The 25387-nt window shown below is 57.7% G+C and carries 20 protein-coding genes and 1 pseudogene; 9 read left to right on the forward strand and 12 right to left on the reverse strand.

Going from position 1 to position 25387, the window contains the following annotated elements; translation table 11 throughout:
- Positions 1–36: 36 nt before the first annotated feature.
- Entirely contained in the window at positions 37–1095 is a 1059-nt protein-coding gene (sohB, locus tag ACP2AU_RS00795) for a protease SohB (RefSeq protein ID WP_426373868.1), read from the reverse strand.
- A gap of 229 nt (positions 1096–1324) precedes the next feature.
- Here sohB and ACP2AU_RS00800 point away from each other — a divergent pair, with 229 nt between their 5' ends.
- Complete coding sequence (locus ACP2AU_RS00800) at positions 1325–1639, forward strand: SCP2 sterol-binding domain-containing protein (RefSeq protein ID WP_426373869.1); 315 nt, start codon at positions 1325–1327, stop codon at positions 1637–1639.
- A gap of 92 nt (positions 1640–1731) precedes the next feature.
- On the opposite strand, the gene ACP2AU_RS00805 is transcribed toward ACP2AU_RS00800, so the two are convergent.
- From ACP2AU_RS00805 to ACP2AU_RS00820, 4 genes are all read right to left on the reverse strand, one after another.
- The gene (locus tag ACP2AU_RS00805) at positions 1732–3438 is read right to left on the reverse strand and encodes a chemotaxis protein (RefSeq protein ID WP_426373870.1); all 1707 of its coding nucleotides are present in this window, start codon (positions 3436–3438) and stop codon (positions 1732–1734) included.
- A 205-nt stretch (positions 3439–3643) separates the two neighbouring features.
- The gene (gene dnaQ / locus ACP2AU_RS00810; RefSeq protein WP_426373871.1) at positions 3644–4354 is read right to left on the reverse strand and encodes a DNA polymerase III subunit epsilon; all 711 of its coding nucleotides are present in this window, start codon (positions 4352–4354) and stop codon (positions 3644–3646) included.
- A gap of 59 nt (positions 4355–4413) precedes the next feature.
- Positions 4414–4857, reverse strand: coding sequence for a ribonuclease HI (rnhA, locus tag ACP2AU_RS00815; protein WP_426373872.1), 444 nt, complete (start codon positions 4855–4857; stop codon positions 4414–4416).
- Positions 4857–5666, reverse strand: coding sequence for a class I SAM-dependent methyltransferase (locus ACP2AU_RS00820; RefSeq protein WP_426373873.1), 810 nt, complete (start codon positions 5664–5666; stop codon positions 4857–4859). The genes rnhA and ACP2AU_RS00820 overlap by 1 nt, the downstream gene beginning before the upstream one ends.
- 118 nt (positions 5667–5784) lie before the next feature.
- Between ACP2AU_RS00820 and gloB the strand changes: the two genes are divergently transcribed.
- From gloB to ACP2AU_RS00855, 7 genes are all read left to right on the forward strand, one after another.
- Positions 5785–6576 carry a hydroxyacylglutathione hydrolase gene (gene gloB, locus ACP2AU_RS00825; protein WP_426373874.1) on the forward strand — a complete coding sequence of 264 codons (792 nt, stop codon included), beginning with the start codon at positions 5785–5787 and terminating at the stop codon, positions 6574–6576.
- Positions 6577–6747: 171 nt separating this feature from the next.
- Positions 6748–8490, forward strand: a complete 1743-nt coding sequence (locus ACP2AU_RS00830) for a LysM peptidoglycan-binding domain-containing protein (protein WP_426373875.1) — start codon at positions 6748–6750, stop codon at positions 8488–8490.
- Positions 8491–8502: 12 nt separating this feature from the next.
- Positions 8503–10332 (forward strand): extracellular solute-binding protein, encoded by a 1830-nt coding sequence (locus tag ACP2AU_RS00835; RefSeq protein WP_426373876.1) that lies wholly within the window; start codon positions 8503–8505, stop codon positions 10330–10332.
- Between the two features lie 43 nt (positions 10333–10375).
- Positions 10376–11461 carry a microcin C ABC transporter permease YejB gene (locus tag ACP2AU_RS00840; RefSeq protein WP_426373877.1) on the forward strand — a complete coding sequence of 362 codons (1086 nt, stop codon included), beginning with the start codon at positions 10376–10378 and terminating at the stop codon, positions 11459–11461.
- 2 nt (positions 11462–11463) lie between these two features.
- A complete protein-coding gene (locus tag ACP2AU_RS00845; protein WP_426373878.1) occupies positions 11464–12486 on the forward strand; it encodes an ABC transporter permease in 1023 nt (340 codons plus the stop codon).
- Position 12487: 1 nt separating this feature from the next.
- Positions 12488–14086 (forward strand): ABC transporter ATP-binding protein, encoded by a 1599-nt coding sequence (locus tag ACP2AU_RS00850; RefSeq protein ID WP_426373879.1) that lies wholly within the window; start codon positions 12488–12490, stop codon positions 14084–14086.
- Between the two features lie 67 nt (positions 14087–14153).
- The gene (locus tag ACP2AU_RS00855; protein ID WP_426373880.1) at positions 14154–14939 is read left to right on the forward strand and encodes an enoyl-ACP reductase FabI; all 786 of its coding nucleotides are present in this window, start codon (positions 14154–14156) and stop codon (positions 14937–14939) included.
- 58 nt (positions 14940–14997) lie between these two features.
- Here the strand turns inward: ACP2AU_RS00855 and ACP2AU_RS00860 are convergent, their stop codons facing one another.
- Positions 14998–15417 carry a PilZ domain-containing protein gene (locus tag ACP2AU_RS00860; RefSeq protein WP_426373881.1) on the reverse strand — a complete coding sequence of 140 codons (420 nt, stop codon included), beginning with the start codon at positions 15415–15417 and terminating at the stop codon, positions 14998–15000.
- A gap of 5 nt (positions 15418–15422) precedes the next feature.
- Positions 15423–17249 carry a DUF1631 family protein gene (locus ACP2AU_RS00865; protein ID WP_426373882.1) on the reverse strand — a complete coding sequence of 609 codons (1827 nt, stop codon included), beginning with the start codon at positions 17247–17249 and terminating at the stop codon, positions 15423–15425.
- Between the two features lie 187 nt (positions 17250–17436).
- Between ACP2AU_RS00865 and ACP2AU_RS00870 the strand changes: the two genes are divergently transcribed.
- Positions 17437–18516, forward strand: a complete 1080-nt coding sequence (locus tag ACP2AU_RS00870; protein WP_426373883.1) for a 3-deoxy-7-phosphoheptulonate synthase — start codon at positions 17437–17439, stop codon at positions 18514–18516.
- Positions 18517–18531: 15 nt separating this feature from the next.
- Here the strand turns inward: ACP2AU_RS00870 and cobA are convergent.
- The 5 genes and pseudogenes from cobA to ACP2AU_RS00895 all read right to left on the reverse strand — a co-directional run.
- A pseudogene (gene cobA, locus ACP2AU_RS00875) lies at positions 18532–19338 on the reverse strand (uroporphyrinogen-III C-methyltransferase); the annotation flags it as partial.
- Positions 19339–19379: 41 nt separating this feature from the next.
- Positions 19380–20654, reverse strand: a complete 1275-nt coding sequence (serS, locus tag ACP2AU_RS00880) for a serine--tRNA ligase (RefSeq protein WP_426373884.1) — start codon at positions 20652–20654, stop codon at positions 19380–19382.
- A gap of 115 nt (positions 20655–20769) precedes the next feature.
- Positions 20770–22104, reverse strand: coding sequence for a replication-associated recombination protein A (locus ACP2AU_RS00885; RefSeq protein WP_426373885.1), 1335 nt, complete (start codon positions 22102–22104; stop codon positions 20770–20772).
- Positions 22104–22745, reverse strand: a complete 642-nt coding sequence (lolA, locus tag ACP2AU_RS00890; RefSeq protein WP_426373886.1) for an outer membrane lipoprotein chaperone LolA — start codon at positions 22743–22745, stop codon at positions 22104–22106. The genes ACP2AU_RS00885 and lolA overlap by 1 nt, the downstream gene beginning before the upstream one ends.
- Before the next feature lie 11 nt (positions 22746–22756).
- Positions 22757–25375: a DNA translocase FtsK gene (locus tag ACP2AU_RS00895; protein WP_426373887.1), complete on the reverse strand. Its 2619-nt coding sequence runs from the start codon at positions 25373–25375 to the stop codon at positions 22757–22759.
- Positions 25376–25387 lie beyond the last annotated feature (12 nt).

Here is a 25387-nt window from a genome sequence, read left to right on the forward strand (position 1 = left end):
CACCTCTGGTGCGCGGGTGATTCGCCTTTCATGCCGTCATTGAATCTTCTGGTTCCGAAACGCACTCAGAACTTTCCAGACCGTGTGCTCCAGCGCCGCACTGGTGGCCAGCCCAAGTTTTTCCGGTAATGTGCGCTTGCGCTGGAAAGAAACAGAAACCACCTCTCCCCGCTCACAGGCATCAATCAGGTATTCGTCCGACGTCTTGATTTCATCAATCAGCTTAACCTCCAAAGCCCGCTTGCCAAACCAGATATCCCCGTTGGCAACGGCCTGAATATCCAGGCCCGGGCGGCGCTCACCCACGTATTCCTTGAACAGGACATGGGTATCCTCGAGATCCTCACGGAACTTCTCGCGCCCCTTCTCCGTGTTTTCACCGAAGATGGTCAGCGTGCGCTTGTGTTCGCCGGCGGTGAGCACCTCAAAGTCCACATCATTCTTTTTCAGGAACCGATGGAAATTGGGCAACTGGGCCACAACTCCGATGGACCCCAGAATAGCAAAGGGCGAGGCGACAATGTGATCGGCCACGCAGGCCATCATGTAGCCACCGCTGGCGGCCACCTTATCGACGCAGGCGGTCAGCCGGATTCCCTTGCTGCGGATACGGTCAAGCTGAGCAGCCGCAAGCCCATAGGCGTGAACAAGGCCGCCACCGCTCTCGAGGCGCACCACCACTTCATCAGTCTCGGGATTGGCGACGCTGAGTACGGCCGAGACAGAGCGTCTCAGGGTGTCGGTGTCACTGGCTTTGATATCACCGTCAAAGTCGAGCACATAGATCCTCGCTTTGCACTCGGCAGACTCTGGCTCTGGCTGCTTCTTGGCGACTTTTTTCTCTTCTTTCGCTTCCTTCTTCTTTTTTTTCTGCCAGGCCTTGCGCTCCTGATCTGTCATCAAGCGGGCCTGAATCGATTCTTTGAGCCTGCGGAACTGATCATTCAGCTTGCGTATTTTCAGCTCGCCCTCACCCTCGTGGTCGTCTCTCTCCCGTTGCGTTGCCGACACGATAATGGAGACGAGCACAATCGCCGCCACCACGAATGTCGCCACTTTGGCAAGGAACAGGCCGTATTCGGTCAGAAATTCCAAAATGCAGTCTCCATGTGTATTTTCAGACCCGGAAGTGTAACGTCTCCGCAAAGGCCTGATAAGCCCGCAACAAAATTAAAACAAGCGTTCGATCAAGCTTGACACGAACCCGCTCTAACCATAAAGTCGGATTGCGAGGTTGGCGCTACCCGGGCCGCTCAAACGGCTGACTTTGCCAGGGATCACTAGTCGTCACCATGACAAGACAACCATCAAAAAGGGTAAAACAATGTCTGTAGCTCAGGTATTTGAAAAACTCGAACAGAACTTCAACGCAGACGCGGCACAGGGCCTTGATCTGGTGTTCCAGTTCGACATTGAAGACGACAAGACTTACCACCTCGTGATCAACGATGGCACCTGCAAACTGCACGAAGGCACTCACGACGATCCTTCGGTTACCCTGATCATGAATTCTGAAACCCTGCAAGGAATCGTCTCCGGCGAAACCGACGGTATGCAGGCGTTCATGGCTGGTCAGCTGCGCGCCGAAGGCGACATGATGCTGGCAACCAAGCTGGGCGAGCTGTTCAACATGGGCTAAGCCCTGCGTCCGGCACCAGCCACAAAAAAACCTGCGTTAAACGCAGGTTTTTTTTGTGCACGGAAATACTCTGGCAGTAAATGCCGCTGCACCTACAACCCCACATCATCCAGTGAGGTCTGGGCCAGCTTGAGCAAGTCCACGTTCCGGTCTTCGCGACGGCCAACACCCTCGATATAGTACTCAAGCGACGTCAAGGCATCGGCCAGGGCCTCAAGAACCTGCAACGCCGGGGCCTCCCGGGCATCCAGCAAACGCTCCTGAATGGAGGTCGCCACCCTCGCGATGACATCGGCCGCCATGGGATCATCCACCATTTGCAAGCCCCCCCAAATGCTGCGGAGGGTTCCCGGCAGGTTGGCCAGGTGCAACTTGTCGTAATCGGATTCGATAAACGCAGTAATCGCCCGTTTTGCGAGCGTCAGGGCGCTTTTGGCCTCGTCTGCCACCACCCAGATGGCTTCCTGCAAATACATAGACTCGTTCCGGCCGCGCTCTGCGCCAGCAAGCGCATCGGTCTCGGAGGTAATGCCACGGGTCACAATCTGCATGACCGCATCCTCAACCCCGAGTACCGAGTCCGCCAGGCGATAGAGCTCTTCCTCGGCGGGCAAACGGTTTTCCGCCTCCCATTGACGCAGCTTCGCTGCCTCATCCCGGGAAATCTCTGCCAGACGATTCAAATCCAGCATCACCAGCGTGTTGGCCAAACGCTCCAGCGTGTCGGCAATTGACGCCAGCTCTGCCAGATCCGGTTCTATTCCCCGTTCAATGATGTCCAGCTTGTCCTTCAGCTGGTTCAGCTCTTCCTGAAGCGCCTCCGACAATGACTTGAGCACATCCGCCCCGGGCCCGTAAAGACGCCGTGAGTGCGCCACAAGAATGGCATCGGGAAACTCGGTGGGCGCCAGATTATATGCCGCCAGAACGTTGGTGACTTCCGGGTTGGCAGAACCGCTGCGGTAAAGCAGGTAAACCAGGTCTTTGATCAGGGACTCGGGAGCATCCTTGGCTGTTGCCACCTTGCCTACGTAAACCACTTCCCGGGCGTACTTTTCGATGCGCATCAGCAGGCGCTTACGGGCTTTATTGAAGCCCATGGCGCGGTCCAGCATGGTGTCAGAGACTGTTGCCAGAAGGCACCACATCTGCCCCATCGGCGCACCCTGACACAGGCGGGCAAAGCCTCTGGCCGACCGGGCAATTAATTTTTTGCTGACCGCTTCGTTGCGCTCGCGCAAAATGCCGAGCAGCGCAACCTGAAAAGTCAGGCGCATACGGCGGGCGAGAATATCGTACTCGGAATCGGCACCTTCCAGCGGCTTCAGCCCCAGATCGCCACAAAAATCCGGGTGCTCCCCGGCGTCGATATCGAAAAAGCAGGATTCAGGATAGGGCTTTTCGCGCCGCGCTTCCCGAAGGTCGTTGATGACCGGCAGCAGGAGCTCCGGATGATCCTCTCGCTGGCGGTGGTAATACTCAACGTAGCGTCTGAGAATGAACAGCGCGCTGTTTAATGCCGTCAGCAGGATATTCTTGTCGTCATTAGCACCTACGGGGACATCATTGGCGAGATTCACCGCTTCCTGGCAGAGCAGCGTTCCTCCCCGGAGTTCCACGAGGATAAAAATGCCCCTGAGCTGGTTCAGATAATCCACGCAGTTCTGCAAATCTTCACCGCTTTCGCGATTTTCCTGAAAGCGCTCAAGGCTGGATTCTGCCTGCTTGATGGTCTGCTCTATTTCACTTTTGACCAGATCAAACGACTGCGATTTCGTCGCCAAAGACGATTGAACCATAAACGCTTCCTGTTAATTTGCGGAGACTACCGCATCCTGTTCGTGAACTGCAGCCTGCGTGGGGCAGGACGTTTTGTCTTTCGGCCGGACAACCCTTGCCCGATAAGCTCGCAAAAAACTGGCGAACTTATCATTACTTATAACACAAAACTCAAGTAGCTCAACAAAGCCTGTATGTAACAAATGGTACAACAGAACCTGGTTCTCATTCTGCCGCAGACAGCTTCGACCAGACCGTCTCGCCTGCCTGTTTTTCCATCATGGCCATGAACTCATCGTGAGCCGCGGCTTCATCGTCACTGGCCCGGGGTACCGCCAGCGGAGCCCGGTCAGCTGATATCCTGCGAATGCCATCCGCACCGCCTTCATCGCCCGAGCCCGCATCAAGTGATAGCGCCGTTTGGCCACCGGTCATCAACAGATAGACGTCGGCAAGAATCTCGGCGTCCAGCAAGGCGCCATGCAGGTCACGGCTGGAATTATCTATGCCGTAGCGCTTGCACAGGGCATCAAGGTTATTCTTCTGGCCGGGGTGCTTCTTTCGGGCAATCGCCAGTGAATCAACAATCCCGCAATGGTCCGCAGTCTTGCGGGATGACTTCAGGCGCGCAAATTCGGAATCCATGAAGCCAACGTCAAACGCGGCGTTATGGATAACCAGCTCGGCACCTTTGATAAATTCGAAAAACTCATCGGCAATATCGGCAAACCTGGGCTTGTCTGCGAGAAACTCATTGGTTATGCCGTGAACAGTTATGGCTTCGGCCTCCACCTCCCGCTCGGGGTTGATGTAGACATGGTAGTTGCGGCCGGTCAGCTCGCGCTCAACCACTTCAACGCAGCCGATCTCAATGATCCGATGCCCCTCGTTGGGGTCGATACCGGTGGTTTCGGTATCCAGTACGATTTGTCTCATGACAACTCTGCCCTCGTTACATTGCGCGTTTCTGGAAACAGCGCAGGCGCGCCCAATCCTCAGGAACCTTTCAGCTCATCCACACCACGATTGGCAAGCTCGTCAGCCAGCTCATTACCGGGGTGGCCCGAATGCCCCTTTACCCAGTGCCAATTTACCGAGTGCCGATGGGTTTCAGTATCAAGCTCCTTCCACAGATCTGCATTTTTCACCGGTTTTTTTGCCGACGTTTTCCAGCCATTGCGCTTCCAGCCACTCATCCATTCCGTAATGCCCTTGCGCACATACTGGGAATCGGTATACAGCTCCACCTGGCAGGCCCGCTTCAGCGCCCTCAGCCCCTGAATGGCAGCCATCAGCTCCATTCGGTTGTTCGTGGTTTGCAGCTCGCCGCCATGCAGGGTCTTGGAGGCGTCTCCGTACTGCAGCACAACACCCCAGCCGCCACGCCCGGGATTACCCTTGCAGGCTCCATCGGTGTACATCACAACTTTTCCGGCCATTATTGCTCCTGATCTGCTCTTTCCCGGCCTACTCTGCCGGAACCCCTGCTGGCACAACCGTTGGATACGCCCACGGTACCCGGCATCGAAATCACCTTGTTCTTGCGCCACGATGCTCTGGGCCTGATAGGGGCGTATTCTCGTTTGCGCGCAAGGATACAGTAATACGCGCCCGTGGGAAGCAGATGGGGGCGGCTGCGGCCCGCCAGCCGGTCCCGGCTCAGGGCAGTGCCGTTTCTTCGCTGCAGCGGCAGCGTGCAGAAGTAGGTCGCGCTGGCCTCGAGCTCAAACCCGAGCAAGCGCAACCAATCCTCCATTCTTGAACGCATCAGAAACCGACCACCCCAGGGACCCACGCGATGCCGGGAAACCAGCCGTCTGAGCCCCCAAAAACTGAGCGGGTTAAAGCCGATCAGCGCAATCCGGCCTTCACCACGCAGCACCCGGGCAGATTCCCGGAGCACCTGGTGTGGGTCCGGAGAAAAATCCGCGGCATGGTGCAGGATCACAAGATCCATGGAAGAGCCGGGGAATGGCAGCTCATCGGCATCACAGACGGCCACGCCATCGGGCATATGAGTATGCCAAACCGGACAGGTGATAATTTTCTGGGCGAAATCCGTGCCGCTGGCCAGGGGCAGACGATGGCTCAGGCCTACCTGCAGTTGCCGTGCGCCAGTAAGCGCCTGTAGCTTGCTGTCCAGTACAGCCCGCTGGCTGGCCAGCAACGCCCTGCCAAGCGGAGTCTGGACCCAGCGTTCAAAGCTCTCGTGCCGTGCCGGGTAATCAATCTCGTCGCTGGCTGTCACGTTGGACCCTCGCCGATCAGGTGAAAGGTGATCCTCATTTAATCCGCCGTTTCTTGGGCTGATGCGCCTGTTGCTTTATCATAACAGGCACATTCATAGAACACATGGGGTGGCCACGTTGCGCATTCATCCGGTTCCGGCATTTTCCGACAACTATATCTGGTGTCTATCCGAACCCGAATCCGGACGGACTCTGATTGTCGATCCCGGCCAGGCCAGGCCGGTTCAGGAATATCTCGAAGCCAATTCCCTGGTGGCCGACGCCATTCTGATCACCCATCATCACCCGGACCATACCGGCGGTGTCAAAGAACTCCAGCAACAATGGCCGGATATTCGTATCGTCGGCCCGGCAGAATCGCCTTTCAAAGGGAACACCAACCCTGTTCACCCCGGCGATGAAGTGGTTTGGGGTGGTCTCACATTCAGCGTCATGGCAGTGCCCGGCCACACCCTGGACCACATTGCGTATTACAGCGACACCCGGGTGCAAGATAAACCGGTGCTGTTCTGTGGCGACACGCTTTTCGTTTGCGGTTGCGGTCGCCTGTTTGAAGGTTCGCCAGAGCAAATGCAGACGTCCCTGCAGTCCTTGCGAGACCTACCCGGAGATACTGCCGTTTATTGTGCCCATGAATACACTCTGGCCAATCTGAGGTTCGCCCGGCACTGGCTCCCGAATGACGAGGCGCTGGAGGCGTTCGAAACGCACTGCCAGGCGCTCAGAGAGCGGGGAGAGCCGACGGTGCCGACCACCATTAGTCAGGAGCGGCAACTCAACCCTTTCCTTCGCTGGGACGATCCGGCGGTCGTCAGAGCTGCCGAACAATACGGCGCCCGGCACCACCTGGCCACGGAAACCGCGTGTGGCGTTTTTGCGGCGGTGCGTCACGGCAAAGACCATTTCTGAGCGAACGGGTGGTCCGGCAGCGTTACGATTCATCTCAAAGCCGTAACCTGTTACAGCTTGACCACCCTGAAAACGCTCCCATAGAATTTCACGTACGTTTCAAACCTATCCCGTTAAATCTGGCGGCTGTAATAACCAACAGCCGCCGGCGCCACCCGGAACCCTCTGTTTATGCCGGCCAAACGACTGCCCATTCTTATTCTTACTTCCACCCTGTTCAGCGGCTGCAGCACCGGCCCATTGGCGGAGAACTGGCACTCCCCCACCGCCTGGTTCAGCTCTGATGAGGCGCAGCAGCAGGCAGACCCTGTAGACTCACAACAGGTGGTGGTTGCAACCGGCGACGAGCACCTGAAAGCAGACGTTGCAGCAGGAGAAGACAACGGCGCGGACAACGGAGCACCGCTTGATGAAGCGATTTCTCCCGAACTGCAGGCGAAGGCCCAGGAGGCGAGAGAAAAGCTTGATAACCCCTCCCGGGACACCGAGGCCAGCGCCAACAATGATGACCTGTGGTCCCGGCTTCGCACCGGTTTTGCCATGGATCACTCTGTCGACAACGCGCGGGTACAGGCGCAACTCGACTGGTATGCTCGTCACCCCCGCTACATCGACCGGGTTGTGGAGCGCGGAGCCCGCTATCTGCATTACATTATTAACGAGACCGAGAAGCGAGGCCTGCCGGGCGAACTGGCCCTGCTCCCCGTGGTTGAAAGCGCGTTTGACCCGTTTGCATACTCCCACGGCCGTGCTGCCGGTTTGTGGCAGTTTATCCCGTCAACCGGGAAGTATTTCGGGCTGACCCAAAGCTGGTGGCATGACGACCGCCGGGACGTGATTGCAGCAACCGATGCGGCCCTCACCTACCTCCAGCGCCTTGCCAACCGGTTCGACGACGATTACACCCTCGCGCTGGCCGCCTACAACTCCGGAGGCGGCACGGTTTCCAGCGCCATGCGGCGCAACCGCAACGCCGGAAAATCTACCGATTACTGGTCTCTATCCCTGCCGAGAGAGACCCGTCATTACGTGCCCAAGCTGATTGCGCTGGCCAAGATTTTTGATGATCCCGCAGCCTACAACATAGAGCTGCCGCCGCTGAAAGACGAACCCTACTTTGAAGTTGTGGATACAGGCTCGCAACTGGATCTGGCTCAGGCCGCCGAGCTGGCAGGCGTCGACATCGACGAGATTTATTTGCTGAACCCCTCCTATAATCGCTGGGCCACCAACCCTGATGGCCCACACCGTTTGCTGGTGCCCCGGGAAAAGGCCGGGGCGTTTCGTACCGCTCTGGCCGAATTTCCGAAAGAGCAGCGCGTTTCCTGGCAAAACTATAAAGTCCTGAAGGGTGACAGCCTGAACACCATTGCCCGGCGGTTTTCAACCACGCCATCAGTGATTCAGCAGGTGAACAAGCTGAACAGCGATCTGATACGAATTGGCCAACAATTGCTCATTCCTTCTGCCACCAAGGGCTCGGATACCTATGCACTCAGTCAGGCCCAGCGCCTGGAACGCAAGCAGGATCGCAAGCGCAGTGGTAACAAGGTGCGCTACACCGTCCGCCGCGGGGATACGTTCTGGGACATTGCCCGTGAACACCGGGTTTCGGTGCGCGAAGTGGCAGCCTGGAACGGCATGGCGCCCGGCGACCCGCTGATTCCCGGCAAAAATCTGGTGATCTGGTCAAAAACGTCAAAACCAACGGTGGTGGCCTCGAACGCGCGCAGCAAAGCCATGGTGCGCAAGGTCGGGTATCGGGTCCGCAGCGGCGACTCGCTGTCTGCCATTGCCAGCCGGTTTTCGGTGAATGTGCGGGACATCGCATCATGGAACGATCTTAATATGAAGCGTTATCTCCAACCCGGCCAAAGTCTGGTACTCTACGTTGACATAAGGAACAGTCCGTAACGTGCGAGAATCATGATAAAAACCTGCAAAGCACCCCTACTGACCAGAATTGCCACCTCCCTGGCCGTGGTGGCATCTGCCTCTGTTGCAGTGGCAGATGAAGCCGTGACAGAACAGCTCTCTCCGGCGCACGGCATTGCCATGCACGGTGAGCTCAAGTACCCGGAAGGGTTCAGCCACTTCGACTACGTCAATCCCGAAGCACCGAAAGGTGGCCAGCTGAAGCTGTCGGTGGTAGCGAACGGCTTCGACAGCTTCAACCCTTTCGTGATCCGCGGTATTTCTGCGGCGGGGATTAACGCCTACGTCTACGACACCCTGCTGGAATCCTCTGCCGACGAGCCTTTTTCCGAATACGGCCTGATAGCAGAGTCCGTGGAAGTCCCGGAAGACCGCAGCTTCGTGATTTTCAACCTGAACGAGCGCGCGCGCTTTCAGGACGGCGAACCCATCACCGCTGATGACGTTGCGTTTTCATACCGGATACTGACCACCGAAGGCCACCCGTTCTACCGTAATTATTACGCCGATGTCGCCGAAGTAACCGTAGAAAACCGCCATCGTATCCGCTTCGACTTTGTTCAGACCAACAATCGTGAACTTCCCCTGATTCTCGGGCAGATGCCGATTCTGCCCGAGCATTTCTGGCAAGACCGCGAGTTCGAAAGTAGCGGGCTGACCATACCCGTGGGCAGTGGCCCTTATCGTATTACATCCTTTGATGCCGGCCGCTCCGTCACCTATGAGCGGGTGGAGGATTATTGGGCAGAGAACCTGGCCGTGCGCGAGGGCCGGTTCAACTTCGACACCATTTCTTACGAATATTACAACGACGATACCGTTGCACTGGAAGCATTCAAGGCGGGCAACTTCCATTTCCGCCAGGAGACCTCCGCCAAAAACTGGGCGACGGCTTACACCGGCCGGCAGTTCGAGAGCGGGAGCATCGAGAAAGAAGCCATCGAACACCATCGCCCTACCGGAATGCAGGGGTTCATCTTCAACACCCGCAAACCGGTGTTCCAGGATCCCCGGGTGCGTCGGGCACTGGCCTACGGCTTTGATTTCCGGTGGGCCAACCAGAACCTTTTCTTCGGCCAATACACCCGCACCACCAGCTACTATGAAAACAGCGATCTGGCCTCCTCCGGGCTGCCTGACGGCCGGGAACTGGCGATCCTTGACTCGTTCCGGGATCAACTGCCCCCGGAGGTGTTCACCCAAACCTACGTACCGCCGGATACCGGTAAGGACTCCAGTCTCCGCGACAATCTCCGGACGGCACTGAAACTTCTGACTGAGGCCGGTTATCAGATCAAAGATGGCAAAATGGTACACCAGACCTCTGGCAAGCCACTGGCCTTCGAGATCTTGTTGTTTCAGAAGAGTTTTGAACGGGTGGTCCTACCCTTCAAGCAGAACCTGGAGAAACTGGGCATTGATGTATCTGTGCGGCTAGTGGACAGCAATCAATATGTGCAGCGCGTTCGGAATTTCGATTTCGACATGATTACCCAGGTGTTGCCACAATCCGATTCACCGGGTAACGAGCAGAGGGATTACTGGCATTCCAGCACCGCCAACGTAACCGGCTCCCGCAATTTTATGGGCATCAGTGACCCGGTCATCGACGAACTGGTTAGCCTGGTGATTCAAGCCCCGGACCGGGATGAACTGGTTCATCGCGTCCATGCCCTGGACCGCGTGCTGCTGCATGGCCATTACGTCATTCCGCACTGGCACCTGCGCAAAGACCGGGTGGCCTTCTGGAATCACCTCAAACGCCCGGCCAACACGCCCAAAAATGGCATCGACCTCAACAACTGGTGGATTGAACGCTGATGCCGTTCACTGTCACAGCGCTGCAGTAAGGACGGGTTTCTGAATGGGCATTTACGTACTCCGCCGGCTCGCCTTGATCATCCCCACGCTCGTGGGGATCATGCTGTTGAACTTTGTGATTGTGCAGGCGGCGCCGGGTGGCCCGATCGAGCAGATTCTCGTCGAGATGGAGGGGCATGGCAGCAGTGCCCTGGCCCGTGCCGGTGGCGGTGATACGGGCAGTGAAGTGGCCAGCAGTTCCGGCGACAGCCGCGCCTCCCGGGGCCTGCCGCCCGAGCTGCTGGAAGAACTCGAGGCCATGTACGGCTTCGACAAGCCCGCCCATGAGCGATTCCTGCAAATGCTCGGCGATTACGCCACGTTCGATTTCGGCGATTCCTTCTTCCGGGACCGGAGCGTGGTCGAGCTGATCCTCGACAAAATGCCGGTTTCGATCTCGCTCGGGCTCTGGTCAACACTGATTATCTATCTGGTCTCCATTCCCCTGGGTATTCGCAAGGCGGTAACTGATGGCTCCCGCTTTGATGTCTGGACCAGCTCAGCCATTGTGGTCGGCTACGCCATTCCCGGTTTTCTGTTTGCGATTCTGCTGATTGTCTTGTTCGCCGGTGGCAGCTATTTCGACCTTTTCCCTCTCAGAGGCCTGACCTCTCCGGACTTTGACCAGATGACCTGGTACCAGCAAGTCGCCGATTATTTCTGGCATCTTGCCCTGCCGGTAACGGCAAACGTTATCGGCGGTTTTGCCACGCTCACGCTGCTGACCAAAAACTCCTTTCTGGATGAAATCAGCAAGCAATACGTGGTAACAGCCCGGGCCAAGGGACTGGAAGAAAAGCAGGTGCTGTATGGCCACGTGTTCCGCAATGCCATGCTGATCGTGATTGCCAGTATGCCAGGCGTTCTGGTGGCGCTGTTCTTTACCGGTTCGCTGTTGATCGAGGTAATCTTTTCGCTGGACGGCCTGGGTCTGCTGGGTTTCGAAGCTGCGCTCAACCGGGATTATCCGGTCATTTTCGGCACCCTGTATATCCTGACGCTGATGGGCCTGGTGATGAAACTGATCAGTGATCTGACCTACGTTGCGGTCGACCCCCGCATCGACTTTGAAAGCCGGGAGGGTGCTTAGTCATGGCCGCACTTTCGCCGATCCAGCGACGCCGGCTCGACAACTTTACCGCCAATCGGCGAGGCTTCTGGAGCCTCTGGATTTTTCTGGTGCTGTTCGGTCTGTCACTGTGCGCCGAGCTGATTGCCAACGATAAACCCCTGGTCGTCTCCTACAACAGCGAGCTGTATTTCCCGGTATTTCAGCAGGTTCCTGAGGAAACCTTTGGTGGCTTCCTGCCGACTGAGGCGGACTACCGGGATGAGTTCATCGCCGGTGAAATCGAAAGCAACGGCTGGATGGTTTGGCCCCCCATCCGTTTCACCTACAACACCATCAATTACAATCTCACCGTGCCCTCGCCCGCCCCGCCCAGCCCCGAAAACTGGCTGGGCACCGATGATCAGGGCCGGGATGTTGCCGCACGTGTCATCTACGGGTTCCGGATTTCCGTCCTCTTTGGCCTGACACTTACCATCGCCAGCTCTATTGTCGGGGTTGCCGTTGGCGCGCTCCAGGGCTACTACGGAGGCAAGGTTGATCTGTTCGGCCAACGGTTCATCGAGATCTGGTCCGGCTTGCCCATGCTGTACCTGCTGATCATTCTGTCCTCAATTGTGCAGCCCAATTTCTGGTGGCTGCTGGGTATCATGCTGCTGTTTAGCTGGATGGGGCTGGTGGATGTGGTTCGTGCGGAATTTCTCAGGGCCCGCAACTTCGAGTATGTGAAAGCCGCCCGGGCACTGGGTCTGGATAACCGGAGCATCATGTTCCGGCATATTCTGCCCAATGCCATGGTGGCGACCCTCACCTTCATGCCCTTTATTCTGACTGGCGCTATTACCGGGCTCACTTCACTGGATTTCCTGGGGTTCGGCCTGCCATCGGGCTCGCCATCACTGGGAGAGCTGATTGCCCAGGGCAAAGCCAACCTTCATGCACCCTGGCTGGGCATCTCTGCATTCGCGTCACTGGCGGTCATGTTAACGCTGCTGGTCTTCGTGGGCGAAGCCGTGCGCGATGCCTTTGACCCGAGAAAGAACTGATATGAGTACGTTGTTGTCCATCAACAATCTGTCCATCACCTTCGATAACGGCCCCCGGGTGGTTGACGGGCTGTCATTCAGTATCGACAAAGGCCAGACTCTGGCACTGGTTGGCGAGAGCGGCTCGGGTAAGTCCGTGTCGGCACTGTCTGTCCTGCGGCTGCTGGACGAGCGTCACGCCAGCTACCCCGGCGGGCAGATCCTCTACAAAGGCGAAGATTTGCTGAAGGCGCCGGAAAAACGCCTGCGGCAGATACGCGGCAGGCACATAAGCATGATTTTCCAGGAGCCGATGACCTCGCTGAATCCGTTGCACACGGTTGAAAAACAGATTGGCGAGACGCTTGAGCTGCATAAAGGTATGCGCGGCCCCCAGGCCCGGAAACGCTGCCTCGAATTGCTCGAACTGGTAGGGATTCCAGCCGCCGAAACGCGCCTCGGGAGCTACCCCCATCAATTATCAGGCGGTCAGAAACAGCGGGTCATGATTGCCATGGCGCTGGCGAACGAGCCCGATCTGCTGATTGCCGACGAGCCCACCACAGCCCTTGATGTCACAGTGCAGAAGCAGGTCCTTGAGCTTTTGAAGTCGCTGCAGGCAAAGCTGGGGATGGCCGTCTTGTTGATTACCCACGATCTTAGCATCGTCCGGCGCTATGCGGATCATGTGGTGGTGATGGAGCGGGGGAAAATGGTCGAGCACGGCGCTACCGATTCGCTGTTCGATGCACCCGGCCATGCCTATACCCGGAAACTGCTGGAAGCCGAGCCCCCGGAGCACCCTCTGCCGGCAACCGTGGGCGCCGATGCCCTGATGACGGTGGATGACCTGAATGTGCATTTCACCATCCGGAAGACCCTTCTGGGCAAGGTCCGGGAAAGCTTTCATGCGGTCCAGAATGTCAGTTTCCAGCTGCAGGCCGGAGAAACTCTGGGCGTGGTCGGCGAAAGCGGAAGCGGCAAAACCACGCTCGGCCATGCCCTGTTGAAGCTTACCCCGAGCACCGGTCGGTTCAGCCTGTTGGATACCGACCTGTCCGGGCTGTCCCAAAAAGCGTTCCGGCCATGGCGGCGGCGTGTCCAGATTGTGTTCCAGGATCCTTTCGGCAGCCTTAGCCCCCGGATGTCGGTTGAGGAAATCATTCGTGAGGGTCTGGAAATCCACGAACCCGGCCATTCGGACCAGCATCGGGCCAAGGTGATCCAGGCCCTTCAGGATGTCGGTCTGGACCCAGAGGCCCGGCATCGATATCCGCACGAGTTTTCCGGCGGGCAACGGCAACGAATCGCCATTGCCCGGGCGCTGGTGCTGCAGCCGGATCTTATGATTCTGGACGAACCCACCTCCGCGCTCGACCGCACCGTGCAGAAGCAAGTGATTGAGCTTTTACGAGAAATTCAGGCCCGTTATGGGCTAAGCTACATCTTTATCAGCCATGACCTGGCTGTTGTCCGGGCACTCAGCCATAAACTCCTGGTGCTCAGACAGGGCCAGATTGTGGAATACGGCGATGCAGAAGCCATATTCCGGGACCCCCAACAGCCGTATACCCGGGAACTTCTGAACGCCGCGTTTTTCTATCAGTCTACGACCAATTGAGCGTTACCCGGCCCCGACGGGTCAGGGATAATGCGCCGAAACCACGGAATACAGGGAGCACAAACCCATGGGAATCCTCAGTGGCAAGAAAGCACTGATTGTTGGCGTAGCCAGCAAACATTCCATCGCCTATGGCATTGCCGAGTCGTTTGCTCGTGAAGGTGCCGAAATGGCCTTCACCTATCAGAACGAAAAGCTGCAATCCCGCGTTGAAAAATTCGCGGCACAATGGGGCAGCGAACTCACCTTCCCCTGCGATGTTGCCAGCGACGAGCAGATTGACCAGGTGTTCGAAGAGCTGGGCAAGCACTGGGACAACATCGACATCATCATCCACGCGGTAGGCTACGCCCCGGCCCACGAGCTGGACGGCAATTACGTGGATGTGACCACCCGTGAAGGGTTCCGCACCGCCCATGACATCAGCTCTTACAGTTTTGTGGCCCTGGCCAAGGGCGCCCGCAAGATGATGCATGAAGGCAGCAGCTTGCTGACACTGAGCTACCTGGGGGCTGAGCGCGTCCTTCAGAATTACAACGTCATGGGGCTGGCCAAGGCATCGCTTGAAGCCAACGTTCGCTACATGGCGGCAAGCCTCGGCAAGGAAGGCATTCGGGTGAACGGAATTTCCGCCGGCCCGATCAAGACACTGGCGGCCTCTGGCATCAAGAGCTTCCGACGTATGCTCTCGGAAAATGCCCGGCAGGCGCCACTGCGCCGGAACGTAACCACCGAGGAAGTCGGAAATGCGGCGGCGTTTTTGAGTTCTGATATGGCATCAGGCATCACCGGCGAAATTCTGTACGTCGATGGCGGCTTCAATATCACCGGAATGGCGGAAATGGAGGTCTGACACCTCCGGAGCCACCCGTTGAAAAAAAGAGCCGGCAGGTATTGCCGGCTCTTTGCGTTTACGTATCAGCGAGCGCTGTCGCGACGGCTTCTATCCAGTCAAGATAATCCGTGTCATCAGACTCCAGAACCCGGACACCGATCAGATATTCCCAATCGGCCTGGCGGCACCAGACAACTTCAACGCTGAGGCTAAACGGGCGAGAATGCTCACCCAGCCTTACTTCAGCGGCCACGATAGCGCCCATCGCCAGTCCAGTTTCACACAACAGGCTAATGCCCCGGGCAGAAATGTCCCGCACCTGGCATTCCAGTCTGACCGTTTCCGAGTCGGCCATCAGAGGCTCCCTGTCGGGTTCGGGAGACTCCAGAGTCACCCAGGCCCGTGCCCGGGCGGTTAACCGGTAGTCCTCGCGAAGCTCCCTTCCCGAGGGCAATTCGCTTTCTGTACCGAACGCATAGTCTTCATCGCTCATCATGCACCTCAGCTCCGGCCAACCCGAATACGCCCGACAACCCGGCTCAACGTATCATCAAACTCGGCCGAGCTCCCTAACACCCGAATGCGACCTTCAACGATACCGGTCACCAGGTCGTCTTGCAGGAACTCCCGACGATTCAGGCCCAGCCTGTCCACAAATACAAACTTCCGTGAAGCCGATATCTTGACCGCAAGCTTGAGACGCACAGGGTCTTCATCCCGGGATTCGCCCGTCAGCACAATCCAGCCGCCCAGGGCGATACTCTCTACTTGCCTGCCCGCCACAAGTTCTGCCTCTTTTCTGAGGCGCTCCTGCTCTGCCTTCTCGTCTGCCAGGCGCTGGCGTTCAGCTTCCTCACGCTCACGCGCCAGTGCCTGCTGGCGCGCGTCTTCTTCTTCCCGTCGCCGCTGTTCGGCGGCCTCCTTTTCCTTACGTAGCGTCTCGGCCCGGGCACGTACTTCCTGCGCGGCCCGCTCCCGCTGTTCCACCTGCCGCGCACAAACCCTGGCCAACACATCCAGGGTTTCTGACAACACCTGGCCAAAGGGAGTCGGCTCTGGCAGCGTTCGCAATGCCCCGGAATCGATATCCGACTGAAACCCGGACCAGGGCTGAAGGCCCAGCTTTACTCCGGCGCCGTTGGTCCAGAGGATCTCGCCACTATCGGGCAATAAGGCAAAAAAGAACCTGCGCCGCTCACTGGCGCCCTCTCCTTCTACAAACCATTGACCCGCGAAATGTTCAAAACGATCTGTGGGGACTTTTCCAGCCGCCAGCCAGGCACTGTCCCAGACGAACTCCCCGTGAGAGGGCAACGCGTTATCCAGATCCGGAATCTCACCGCGGATCCGCTCGACGATAACAGCCTGTATTTCGCTCAACGCCTGTTCCGGAACCCGATCCCCGAGTGCCCGGAACCAGACATCGCGGATACGATCACCAAGTTGCTCACCGACGTGGTAGAGCCGATTCCGATCCTTGTCGGAAAGCTCGGGATCTCCAACCCAAACGAGCCATTCCAATAATTTGTTGGCATGGCGATAAACCTCGCTCTCGTTGCCTCCGGCCAATACGCTCTGCTTGAGCACGCGATACCAGTCACTGAGGACGAACCGGCTGATTGCCCGTGGTAGCTGACGGCCAGTCAGAGCGCGGCCAATCAGCGCCCGGGCGGTCTGGTCAGCAAAGCGCTGCCGGGCCGCGCCCTGCTCGGTTTCCAGCAGACGCTCTCTCAGCCGTACCACCTGATCATCCCGTTTCCGGGTGTCGGCGAGCCACTGCTGACAGTATTGCTCCAGCGCTTCAAGGCTACCGGCCTCGAAACTGCCCGACACTGCGATGATCAGGCTATCTAGCTGATCAAGCAGCACTCGGGAGGAACGGCCTCCGGTATCGCTCCATCCCCGCCATTCCTGAAGGTTGTCCAGCCAATCGAGAAGCGCTCCGCTGAAAACGTCCGCACCACACAGGTCCAGCTGCCAGGCTAACCAGAATCTCAACCGGGCAACGCGCCCCACCAACGATGAATGCAGGCCTGAGGTTTTCAGAAATACGTCCATGATGCGGTCAGCCAGATAGGCCGCGTTAACCTGCCGGACAGTCCATTCAATCTGAACCGAGCGCAGCACTCGCGTCACCCGCTCGTCGCGTTGTTCGGTCCAGCAGGACCACAACAAGGGGCGCCAGTCTGGCTCGGGCTCCGACGACGAACGGCTGACCGGGTATGGGAGGTCCGGCACGCGGATTCCGGACAATACCTGAGCAATCCTTTGTGAAACCACCTTTCGGGAGGAAGCGACTGCCTGTGGTTTCTGTGGTGAGGGCGACATCCTTTACCTGTTGTCCTGGAGCGTTTAGAAGCGTTGAAAAGGGCCTTTAAATAAAGCAGTATAACCAACTCGCCGGGGTTTATCGCAACCGTATAACGGCACCATTCGCAATTATCTTTAATCGCCCGAATAAAAGAATGAATACCATCGGGTGAGGTAACGACAAGATTCGGGGAAGCACAACAAGATGTCGGGCAAGAAACTGGAAAACCTGAACGTGGCCAGCCAGGAACCATTGATAACTCCTGAAGCGCTCAAGCAAGAGATGCCACTGTCAGACAAGGCAGCCGAAACCGTGGCCAACGGCCGGCAGGCCATTTACGACATTATGGACGGCAAGGACCACCGGTTGTTTGTGGTGGTTGGTCCCTGCTCCATTCACGATGTTGAGGCTGCCCGCGACTACGCCGCCCGCCTTAAAAAGCTGGCCGATGAAGTCAGCGATACCCTGCTTCTGGTCATGCGGGTGTACTTCGAGAAGCCCCGCACGACGGTGGGCTGGAAAGGCCTGATCAACGATCCGCACCTGAACGACACCTTCGACATTGAGCAGGGCCTCCATATTGGTCGGCGCCTGTTGCTGGACATCAACGAAATGGGCCTGCCGGCGGCTACCGAAGCACTCGACCCGATCTCACCGCAGTATCTCCAGGACACCATCGCCTGGTCTGCAATCGGCGCCCGCACAACGGAATCCCAAACTCATCGTGAGATGAGCAGTGGCCTGTCCATGGCGATCGGCTTCAAAAACGGCACCGATGGCAGCCTTGATGTTGCGGTCAACGCCATGAAGTCCGTATCTCACCCGCACAGTTTCCTGGGCATTGATCAACAGGGCAAAGTCGCCATCATTCGCACCAAGGGGAACCATTACGGACACGCGGTGCTTCGCGGAGGCGGTGGCAAACCCAACTATGATTCCGTGAGTGTCGCACTGTGTGAGCAGGCGCTCGACAAAGCGAACCTGCGCAAATCCATCATGGTGGACTGTAGCCACGCCAACTCCAGCAAAGACCCGGCCATTCAGCCCCTGGTCATGCAGGATGTGGCCCATCAGATTCTCGAGGGCAACCAGTCAATCCAGAGCCTGATGGTGGAAAGCCACATCAATTGGGGAAATCAGTCGATTCCCGAGAACCTGGCAGACCTGGAATACGGGGTTTCGGTAACGGACGCCTGCATTGACTGGGAGACCACGGAAAAAGCCATTCGCACGATGCGCGACAAGCTGAAAGACGCGCTGCCCCAGCGGGCAGCCTCTGCCTGAATGAGCGGCCGGGCCTCAGCGCCCGGCTTCAACGCCCAGCCAGTCCAGGCGGTTACGCAGCGACACCACATCACCAATAATCACCAGCGTTGGCGCTGCGGCCCCCTTTTCCTCCACCCGCTCGACGATGTTCTCCAGGGTTCCGGTAATTACGCCCTGCTCAGGTGTCGTGCCTTTGGACACCAGCGCCACCGGCATATCCCGCCGCATTCCGTGGTCGATCAGCTCACGACTGATGATCGGCAGCCCGACCAGCCCCATATAGAACACCAGAGTCTGGCTATTCTGGACAAATTCACGCCAGGGTAAATCGCAGGTGTTATTTTTGAGATGGCCGGTAATGAATCGGACCGATTGGGCGTAATCCCGATGTGTCAGTGGAATGCCGGCATAAGCCGAGCAACCAGACGCCGCCGTGATTCCGGGCACCACCTGAAAGCGCACCCCGGCAGTGGCCAGAGTTTCAATTTCCTCCCCGCCACGACCAAAAATGAAGGGATCGCCTCCTTTCAGGCGAACCACCCGGTATCCCTCACGGGCCAGGTCCACCAGACGCTGATTAATCTGATCCTGCGGCAGCGAATGATTCGAACGCTGTTTCCCAACATGGATTTTTGTCGCGCTCTCCGGAATCAACGCCATGATTTCCGGCGACACCAGGCGATCGTACAACACAATTTCGGCCGACTGGATCAGGCGCCAGGCTTTCAGAGTCAGCAACTCGGGGTCGCCGGGGCCGGCGCCGACCAGGGCGACTTCGCCAGCTGAGTTATTGGGGTTGTCGGTTACCGGGTTAACCCGGTAACGCGCCGGTGCCGAACCAATGGGCACACCGCTCTCCAGCGTATCATAGGGCTGATCGTTCATTGGATGCGCTCGGCGCCGCCCATATAGGGTTTAAGAGCCTCGGGCACCAGAATGCTGCCATCGGCTTGTTGATAATTCTCCATAACCGCAATCATGGCACGACCAACCGCCAACCCGGACCCATTGAGCGTATGGACCGGCTCAGGCCTGCCTGTTTCCGGGTTACGCCAGCGAGCCTGCATACGCCGGGCCTGGAAATCCCGGGTATTGGAGCAGGAGGAAATTTCACGGTATCGGCTCTGGCCCGGCAACCAGACTTCCAGATCATAGGTCTTGGCCGCAGAGAATCCCATGTCTCCACCGCAAAGCGTCACTACCCGATACGGCAGCTCCAGCAGCTGGAGTATTTTTTCCGCATGGCCGGTCAGCTGTTCAAGAGCCTCCGTAGACTCTTCGGGCCGCACAATGTGCACCAGCTCCACCTTGTCGAACTGATGCTGGCGAATCATCCCGCGGACATCCCGGCCGTAGGACCCCGCTTCGCTTCGGAAACAAGGCGTGTGACAAACCAGCCGCAAGGGCAGCTCGGCATCTTCGAGAATGGTATCCGCAACCAGATTGGTCGCCGGCACTTCTGCGGTGGGGATCAGGTACAGCGGATTGTCACCAGAGGTCCTAAACAAGTCTTCTTCGAACTTCGGCAGTTGCCCGGTACCAAAGAGCGCATTCGCGTTCACAAGATAGGGCACGTAGGCTTCGGTATAGCCGTGCTGCAGGGTGTGCTGGTCCAGCATGAACTGGGCCAGCGCACGATGCAGCCGGGCCAGCTGCCCACGCATGACCGCAAAGCGTGAATGAGCAAGATGAGTCGCTTTTTCGAAATCGAGGCCCTTGAGCTGTTCGCCGAGAGTAACGTGATCTTTGGGCTCAAAGTCGAACTTCCTCGGTGACCCCCACAGCCGCGTTTCCACGTTGTCATCTTCACTCTCGCCTGCCGGTACATCTTCATCGGGAAGATTGGGTATGCCGGCAAAAAAGGCATTCAGTGACTCCTGGACAGAGCGCAATTCATCCTCGGCATCGCCGCGCTGCTGCTTCAGGTTGTCGACCTCATCCAGCAAGGGTTTGATATCCTCACCGGCAGCCTTGGCCTTGCCAATGGACTTCGAACGCTTGTTCTGCTCGCTCTGCAAGTTTTCCGTACGAACCTGTATGGCCCGGCGGCGTTCCTCAAGCTGCTCGAAGGTGGCAATATCAAACTCGAAATTTTTGATAGCCAGCCGACGGGCGATCTCTTCAGTCTGTGTACGGACACGTTTCGGATCGAGCATGTTGTTCCTGATTTTCCGGTTAGCGGGTGAATGGATATAGAAGCATTATACCTGCCGTGAATACGCTGGCCACTACTGGCCCGGGACAAGCATCAAAATATGACAAGAGCGTGGTTCAGTAGCGCTTGTTCGAGCTACGGGTATCCAGTGCATCCAGCCTGCTCTGCTTTTCAGCCAGCTTAATTTCAAGGCCTCTCTGAACCGGCAGGTAATACCTGCGCTCGTGGATGGCCTCAGGCAAATAGGCTTCGCCGGCGGCAAAGGCGTCCGGCTCATCGTGTGCGTAGCGGTATTCCTGACCATGGCCGAGGCTCTTGAGCAATTTGGTCGGCGCATTTCGAAGGTGTACCGGCACCTCGTAGTCCGGGTCGTTTCTGATATCGGCCATGCACTGATTGTAGGCCTTGTAGACTGCATTGCTCTTGGGTGCCAGGGCAAGGTAAGTGACAGCCTGCGCCAGCGCCAACTCACCCTCCGGGGACCCCAGGCGTTCCTGTGCGTCCCAGGCCTGAAGGCTTATCTGCAACCCTCGCGGATCCGCATTGCCGATGTCTTCGCTGGCGATACGAACGAGGCGGCGGGCAACGTACAAAGGGTCGCAACCGCCGTCGAGCATCCGGCACAACCAGTAAAGCGCGCCGTCCGGGCTCGATCCCCGCACAGACTTGTGCAGTGCGGAAATCTGATCGTAGAAGACGTCTCCGCCTTTATCGAACCGCCGAAGGCTGGTTTGCAGCACCTGCTCCAGTGTCGCCGGCAGGATACGATTTACACCGTCACCATCCGGCTCCGCGAGATCCGCAGCCACTTCCAGTATGTTCAGGGCCCGCCGGGCATCCCCTCCGGAGGCCTCTGCCATCGACGCTAATACCGGGTCCTCCACGCGCAACTGCCCGGCAAACCCCTGCTCACTTTCCAGAGCGCTTTGCAGCAGCCGTCTCACATCGGCTGCTTCCAGATTCTTCAAAACGTAAACCCGGGTACGCGACAGCAAAGCGCTGTTTAACTCGAAGGAAGGATTTTCGGTGGTGGCACCTACAAAAATAAACGTGCCGTCTTCAATATGAGGGAGAAAGGCATCCTGCTGGCTTTTATTGAACCGGTGTACTTCGTCCACGAATAGCAGCGTGTCTGTACCCTGGGAGTGCTTGCGGTTACGGGCACGCTCGACCACATCGCGAATTTCCTTCACCCCACTGAGCACGGCGGAGATCGTTTCAAAGGACAAGTCGCCAACATTGGCTAGCAGCCGGGCAAACGTTGTTTTGCCGACACCGGGTGGCCCCCAGAGGATCATGGAATGCAACTGCCCCTGCTCCACGGCTCTCCGCAGGGGCTTGCCAGGGCCAACCAGGTGGGCCTGGCCAACATAACCCTCAAGGGACGTTGGCCGCATACGGGCGGCCAGGGGCTGGAAGCCGGTCTCAGACTGAAACAGGCTGTCCTGCATCAGACACCGTCCCGAATCACATCAACGCTTTCCGGGTAATCCAGGCGAAACGCACTGCTATCAACGGACTGGTTCAGCTCAACATGGTCGAAGCTCAGGATACTGATCTGGGCCAGCGAATCCTGCATACGCATCTCCTGCAGCTCACCGTCAAAGAAACTGAGCCTCAACGAGGTAAACAAAGAGTCCGGGCTGCGCGGCACCAGGGTAAATTCGTGGGTGCTTTCGCCAAGATGACGCACGCTCACCTCGTAGCTCTCATCCAGATTCTCCACTTCGCCACTCAGCAGCAGCGCCGGAGTACTTTGCACTCGCTCATCCAGAGAATGAATCGTAACCTGTTCAAGATCGGGGTCATACACTTCAACTTTCGCCCCATCACTGACAATAAACTGCGACAAAGGTGCTTCGGTCTCCCAATAGAACAGGCCGGGGCGCTTGGCCTTCAGGGACCCCCGGATTTCCTGAACCTGACTGCCGTTTTCGTTGACAACAATCTGGATGAAGTCCGCCTGGTATGTCTCATAACTTTTCAATATCGCGGTCAATTGCCCGGCCGCACCGCCGGGTTCCTCTGCCTGAACCAGGCCGGACCCGAGCGTGGAAATGGCCAGTAGAATGACGGAAAACAGTCTGATCATGATTACTACTCCTAGTCTCTGGGAGGCGGAGGTGCGAGAACTTCTCTGGCACCGTTGTGGCCCGCCGGACTGACTACCCCCGACGCTTCCATGGCATCCACCAGATTGGCGGCACGGTTGTAGCCTATTTTGAATTTGCGTTGCACCGACGAGATGGACACACGCCGGTTTTCGGTCACAAACGCGACCGCCTCATCGTAAAGTGCGTCGCCGTCTTCGCCTCCGCCAGCGCCACCTTCACTGAGCGAGGGTACTCCCGGCAAGTGCTCACCTTCGGCACCGTTCAGCACATCGTCCACATACTCCGGCTCTCCACGGGCCTTCCAGGCGCTGACCACCCGATGTACTTCATCGTCATCCACGAAAGCCCCGTGAACCCTTACCGGCAGACCTGAACCGGGCGGCAGGTACAGCATATCGCCGTGGCCCAGCAACTGCTCCGCGCCGCCCTGATCCAGCACGGTACGGGAATCGATTTTGGAAGACACCTGGAAAGACATCCGGGTAGGAATATTGGCCTTGATCAAGCCGGTGATTACATCCACCGATGGGCGCTGGGTAGCCAGCACCAGGTGGATACCAGCCGCCCGGGCCTTCTGGGCGATTCGTGCAATCAGTTCCTCGACCTTTTTACCGACGATCATCATCATGTCGGCAAATTCGTCAATGACCACCACAATGAACGGTAAGGTATCCAGTTCAGGACGCTCCTGCTCATCATTGGCGAGGTATTCGTCCGGTTTCCAGATCGGGTCCAGCAACGGTTCCCCCTGGGCCCGGGCGTCTTTGACCTTTTTGTTGTAGCCCGCAATGTTACGCACGCCCAGGCTGGCCATCAGGCGATACCGGCGTTCCATTTCAGCCACACACCATCGCAGTGCATTGGCGGCCTCTTTCATGTCGGTGACCACCGGTGCCAACAGGTGCGGAATGCCATCATAGATGCTCAATTCAAGCATCTTCGGGTCCACCATGATAAAGCGGACCTCATCCGGCGTGGCTTTCAGTAGCATACTGAGCAGCATCGCATTCACCCCCACCGACTTACCGGACCCGGTGGTACCGGCGACCAGCAAATGGGGCATCTTGGCGAGATTGGCGACCATTGGATTGCCGCCAATGTCGTTGCCCAGGGCCAGTGTTAATGCCGAAGAGGACTCGGTAAACACCTTGGCACTGAGCACCTCACTTAACCGGACAATCTCCCGTTCCTCATTGGGTATCTCGATACCAACCACGGATTTCCCGGGAATCACCTCAACCACCCGCACACTGAGAACCGCCAGTGAGCGCGCCAGGTCTTTTGCCAGATTAGAAATTTTACTGACCTTGACGCCCGGCGCCGGTTTTATCTCGAAGCGGGTAATAACCGGCCCCGGGTTAACCTCAACCACTTCTACCGACACGCCGAAATCGCTGAGCTTTTCCTCAAGCAGCCGGGACATATGTTCCAGAGACTCTTCGGAATAGCCTCGTTCTTTATGCTCCTCAGGTGGATCCAGCAATGAGATGGGAGGAATCGTGCTCTCGACGTCTTCAAGCAGGGAGCCTTGACGTTCATTTTTCTTTTTCGCTGTGCCGCCCTGATCCTCCTTCTTGAATGGAGAGATTTTCAGCGAACGCGGTTTAGGCTGCTCGGCTGGTGGCGCGGACGAAGTTGGATCTGGATCTGGCTCTGGCTTTGTTTCCCGGGCGCTGAAATTCTCGAGCTGTTCGGGTTCCTGTGCGGGGGCGGCCAGCCCCTCCATTGCCGGCTCTTTGCGCTCACGCGGACTGCCCGGTTTTTTCCCGGGCTTTTCCGACTGTGTACGCCTGCCAAACAACCGACGCCACCAGGGCGTTTTCCGGGCGCTGCCGTCTTGAGCCTGCGCTCGCTGTACCGGGATCTTGTCCTTCACAACCGGCGGCTCGGGTTCCGGCTCCGGTGCCTTGGCCCGGCCCGGGGCGCGCTCCCCATTAACCGGTTTGCCGACTTTTCCGGACGCTCCTGCGAAGGCTGATTTTAGCGCCAGCCCGAGTCTCAGCGTCAGCCCGCCGACCTGATCCATTAACCGGAACCAGGACAGGCCCGTGGTCACGGTGAGTGCAAACAGGAAGATGGCGATCAGCAGGAGGGTGGTTGCCGGGAGATTAAAAAACCGGACCATCGCCTCAGAAACCGCAGTGCCCATGACACCACCGGATGAGGCTCCCAGACCGAATACGGAATACAGTGAAAGCAGGCTGGTTGCAGACAGAAGGATCAGAACAAAGCCGCCAAAACGAACCATGAACAGCGGCCAATGCAAATCCAGCGGCTGATTCCGCCGGCGGATCAGCATTATCGCGTAGCCGGCAACCATCACCGGGAATAGCCAGGACACGTGGCCGAAGAAATCCATAAACAGGCTGGCCAGCCACGCGCCGGTTCGGCCTGCGTAATTCTGAACCCGGATATCATGGCCGATACTGGCCCAGCCCGGGTCTGACGGGCTGAAGGTAAACAGAGCCATCGCAAGGTAGATGCATAGCACGATCATGGCCATGACCGCGCCTTCCCTGGCCCCCTGGCTCATCAGGCGACGAAATCGCTTCTGCTTGTCGGTCAGCTCTGTGGCTACTGCTTTCTTCGCTTTCGCGGTTTCCGCCATGAATGCTCAAGC

It is taken from the genome of Marinobacter sp. VGCF2001 (genome assembly GCF_049943275.1).
In the GTDB taxonomy this organism is placed as follows: domain Bacteria; phylum Pseudomonadota; class Gammaproteobacteria; order Pseudomonadales; family Oleiphilaceae; genus Marinobacter.